The sequence below is a fragment of the Hahella sp. CR1 genome, from assembly GCF_029813005.1.
Taxonomy (GTDB): Bacteria; Pseudomonadota; Gammaproteobacteria; order Pseudomonadales; family Oleiphilaceae; genus Hahella.
In genome coordinates this window covers 1-729 of the sequence record NZ_JAPELK010000045.1, presented here as the reverse complement: position 1 = coordinate 729, position 729 = coordinate 1, and the positions used below count along the sequence as shown (strand labels likewise).

General features: G+C 59.3%; 1 protein-coding gene. It reads left to right on the top strand.

From position 1 onward, the window contains the following. The coding region (locus ONV78_RS31835) for an IS3 family transposase (RefSeq protein ID WP_279508615.1) at positions 1–729 on the top strand (729 nt) is incomplete at both ends.

Sequence of the window (729 nt, the reverse complement as noted above, 5' to 3'; positions counted from 1 at the left end):
CAGGGAGGATCGTGAGCAGCGGGTGGTGGACTTTGTCCGGACTGTTCGTCTCCGTCAGCCCCGGATCGGCGCTCGCAAGCTCCGGCATCTTCTCCATGAGCAGTCGGATCACACCCTTCATCTGGGGCGGGATCAACTGCTTCAGGTGCTGCGTAGCCGGCGCCTGTTGGTTCCCCGACGCCGGGCTTACCACAAGACCACGCACAGTCATCACCGCTTCCGGCGTCACCCAAACCTGCTCAAGCCGGGCCCAGAGCAAGTCGTGGCCTGCCGGCCTAACCAGATCTGGGTGGCGGATATCACCTATCTGCCGACACGCTCCGGCATGAGCTACGTGAGTCTGGTGACCGATGCTTACTCCCGTAAGATCGTGGGTCATCATGTACATGAAAGCTTGCGCAGCGAGGATGTGGAGCAGGCCTTGCGCAAGGCTCTGCGTGAACGGCCGGGGCGGCAGCCATTGATCCACCACTCCGACCGAGGTGTCCAATACTGTTGCGACAGCTACCAGAAACTGCACCGACAACACGGCATTCAATGTTCGATGACCGACGGGTATGACTGCTATCAGAATGCGTTGGCGGAACGGGTGAACGGGATCTTGAAAACGGAGTTCCTGCTGATGCGGCCAGGGAATCTAGGGCAGGCTCGAACGATGGTTGATGAATCCGTGGATATTTATAACCGAGAGCGGCCTCATCTGGCCCTGAAATACAAAACGCCCGACGC